Source organism: Polaromonas sp. P1_E3, assembly GCF_056405935.1.
In genome coordinates, this window is record NZ_JBFUBD010000303.1 from 1 (window position 1) to 3,340 (window position 3,340).

A 3,340-nucleotide genomic window follows, 5' to 3' on the forward strand; every position below is an offset into this window, starting at 1 on the left:
TTCTTCAGGTGTTCGGGTTCTGGTATTCGGTTGTTGGCTGTTCGGTATTCCTCTGCCACCCCCTTGTGGATGCGCCGAGGAGCGCAGGGCCAGACGGATCAGGGCAAAAACTTGTTTGAGCCGAAGGCGAGTTGTTTTTGACCCCGGCTGGACCGAGCACCGCAGGTTGCCCGTAGCGCAGCGTAGGGACGCAGGAACCAGGGTCGCCTTTTCTTTGCTTACTTTCTTTTGGCGAAGCAAAAGAAAGTGAGTTGCATGCCGGGCAACCCCCGGCCAGCAGCTCTCAGCAGAGCACACCCAACCCTGAGCAAGAACAGCCAAGACAAGGCTCTGCCAAGATGGGCAAAGACCTACCCCTTAACCACCTTCACCGGCCTCTTCCAGTTAGGCAAACTCACCTGCTTGCCCCGAGCCACACTGAGTGCACCCGGTGGCGTACTTTTGGTAATGGTCGACCCCCCGCCCACCGTGCCGCCCGCACCTATGGTGACCGGTGCCACGAGCACGCAGTTGCTGCCGATGTGCACGTCGGCCTCAATCACCGTGCGATGCTTGTTGGCGCCGTCGTAGTTGGCGGTGATGCTGCCGGCGCCGTAGTTCACGCGCTCGCCCACCGTCGCGTCGCCCAGGTAAGCCAGGTGGTTGGCTTTGGCCCCCTTGGCCAGGGTGGCGTTTTTGACTTCCACAAAATTGCCGATGTGTACCTCGGCGCCCAGTTGTGCGCCGGGCCGCAGGCGGGCAAACGGTCCGACCAGCGCGCCTTCGCCAATCTGCACACCCAGCTTCTCGCCGTCGATATGGGTAAAGGGATGGATCACGGCGCCAGCGGCAATGGTGCAGTTGGCAACCACGCAGTTGGCACCTATGCGCACACCGTCGCCCAGCGTGACCTGGCCCTCGAACACGCAATTCACGTCAATCTCCACATCCTGGCCGCAGTGAAGCGTGCCGCGCACATCGAGCCGCGCGGGATCGGCCAGCCGCACGCCCTGCTCCATCAGCGACGTCGCCAGCCGGCCTTGGTACACGCGTTCCAGTTCGGCCAGTTGCACCGGGCTGTTGACACCGGCGACCTGGGCGGCATCGGTGATCTGCTGCGCCACCACGGCAACGCCATCGGCCACCGCAAACTTCACGATGTCGGTGAGGTAATACTCGCCCTGCGCGTTTTGATTGTCCAGCCGGGAAAGCCAGGCGCGCAGCAGGCGCGTGGGCACGGCCATGATGCCGCTGTAAATTTCCCGGATTTCGCGCTGCTCAGGCGTCGCGTCTTTATGTTCGACGATGGCGCGTACCTGGGCGGAGGCTGCGACGCCGGCCCGCAGGGGCTCAGAGGCGTGCGCTTGYGCGCGCACGATACGGCCATAACCGGTGGGGTCGGCCATGCTGAGCGTGAGCAGCGCCAGCCGCTGGCCGTCGCACTGCGCCAGCAAGGCCTGCAGGGTGGCGGCCTGGGTCAGCGGCACATCGCCGGACAGCACCAGCGTCACGCCGTCGTCGGCCAGCAGGGGAATTGCCTGCTGCACCGCGTGGCCCGTGCCGAGCTGCGGTTCCTGCCGCGCGAATTGCAGGCTGACTTTTGAATCCGCACCAGGCTCCTGCTGCGTAAAACCCTGGCAGGCGGCCTCAACGGCGCCGGCGCCGTGGCCGGTGATGACGACGGCCTTGCGCGCTGACAAGGACACAGCGCATTCGATGACATGTTGCAGCAAAGCCCTCCCGCCCAATCGGTGCAGAACCTTGGGTAAGCTGCTCTTCATCCGCGTGCCTTTGCCCGCGGCCATGATGACGACATCAACTGGGGTTGCCATGAAATTTCCTCTGGATTTTCGAAGGACAGGATCTGGAAAGCGTTCCGCACCTGCCGGGGCAGGACTGGCACGCAGCTTACGGATTATCGGTGTGCTGGCGGCCATGCTGCTGGGGGTGGTACTGCCCGGTTGCAACGTGATGATGAAACTGGCTTACAACCAGGCGCCCGAGCTGGTGTACTGGCGTCTGGACGGCCATTTTGACTTCACGGATGCGCAAAGCGTGCAGATCAGGGCCGATCTGGACAAGCTGCATGCCTGGCACCGGAAAACCCAGTTGCCGGGCTATATCGACACGCTGCAAAAACTGCAGCACCAGATGCCGCAGGACATGGATACGGCAAAAGCTTGTGCGGTTTACACCGATCTGCGCCGAAAGCTGCTGGTGGTGTCGAACGAGGCGGAGCCCCTCATGGCAAAGCTGGCGGGAACGCTCCACGCCAGCCAGATGAAGAAGCTGCAGCAGCGCTTTGACAAAGACAATGCCGACTACCGCGAGGACTTCCTGGAGTCATCCAAAACCAGCCGGAAAAAGCGCTACAAGGAAGCGGTCAACCGGGCCGAAATGCTCTACGGCCGGCTGGATGAAAAACAGCTGGACATCATCGGCCGCCGCATCGACACATCCCACTTTGATGCGACGGTGTCCTACCGGGAAAGGCTGCGGCGCCAGCAGGATGCCTTGCAAACCCTGCGTCCCCTGGCTGACGGGCACAGCACGCCTGAAAAAACACAGGCCGCCATCAATGGACTCTTTGAGCGCACCTTGAACTCACCCGATATGGCCTACCGGGACTACCTGGAACGCCTGACCCAGGATATCTGCCAGGGATTTGCGGAACTGCACAACAGCACCACGCCCGCCCAGCGCTCAAAAGCCGTGGAAAACCTTCACCGTTATGAAAGGGATTTCAGGACACTCAACAGCCAGAAGGCGTAACCGGCCGGGCTGCGTACGCCCGCGGCCCTGGTGCGGCCTAGCTGTTTTCAGGTTGGTCACGTGTGGCTTCGCGGCTTCTTTCACCCATCTGGCCGGCGGGAGTGTCTTCAGGCCGTGACTGGCGCGGCTGGAACTCGCGTGAACCGCTGCTTTGCTGCTGCTGGCGGTCCGAGGAACGGCGTGGTTGCTGCTGCAAGCGCGCCCCGGGTGCCTGGGGGTGGTTCATGGGCGTCTCCTCGATGATTGTGTGTGCCGCGGCTTCCTTCCGACAGGAAAAAGAAATGGGAATCGCGGGGAAAGGAGCCACCTTAAAACCGCGAATGCGCAGCCTTTGTCATCCACTCCATGGCCTTGGTGTCGGCGGCCGCCTACGCGCCCGAGTCACCCCCGGTTCAGAGCAGGGGGACCTGCGCCGGGGGCGTGTCGTAGTAGTCGGCGATGCGCTCCAGTGCCCGCGTATTGAGCAACCGGAGCCGGCCATTTTCAACTTCGTGCAGACCCAGCTGGCGCAAGCGCCTGAGTGTCTTGTTGGTGTGCACCAATGACAGGCCCAGGGCGTCGRCAATGTGTTGCTGGTTGATGGGAAACC

4 protein-coding genes are annotated in these 3,340 nt (G+C 62.5%); 1 reads left to right on the forward strand and 3 read right to left on the reverse strand.

Features of this window, described 5'->3' with window-relative positions:
* Positions 1–350: 350 nt before the first annotated feature.
* Positions 351–1,811 carry a bifunctional UDP-N-acetylglucosamine diphosphorylase/glucosamine-1-phosphate N-acetyltransferase GlmU gene (gene glmU, locus AC1D0Z_RS18215; RefSeq protein ID WP_477659608.1) on the reverse strand — a complete coding sequence of 487 codons (1,461 nt, stop codon included), beginning with the start codon at positions 1,809–1,811 and terminating at the stop codon, positions 351–353.
* Positions 1,812–1,902: 91 nt separating this feature from the next.
* Here glmU and AC1D0Z_RS18220 point away from each other — a divergent pair, with 91 nt between their 5' ends.
* On the forward strand, positions 1,903–2,751 hold the full coding sequence (locus tag AC1D0Z_RS18220) for a DUF6279 family lipoprotein (RefSeq protein ID WP_477659609.1): 849 nt from the start codon (positions 1,903–1,905) through the stop codon (positions 2,749–2,751).
* Between the two features lie 37 nt (positions 2,752–2,788).
* Here the strand turns inward: AC1D0Z_RS18220 and AC1D0Z_RS18225 are convergent, their stop codons facing one another.
* Together AC1D0Z_RS18225 and AC1D0Z_RS18230 are read right to left on the reverse strand one after the other, a co-directional pair.
* A complete protein-coding gene (locus AC1D0Z_RS18225) occupies positions 2,789–2,977 on the reverse strand; it encodes a hypothetical protein (protein ID WP_477659610.1) in 189 nt (62 codons plus the stop codon).
* A 166-nt stretch (positions 2,978–3,143) separates the two neighbouring features.
* Positions 3,144–3,340: helix-turn-helix domain-containing protein (locus AC1D0Z_RS18230; protein WP_477659611.1), on the reverse strand; the 197-nt coding region annotated here is incomplete at its 5' end.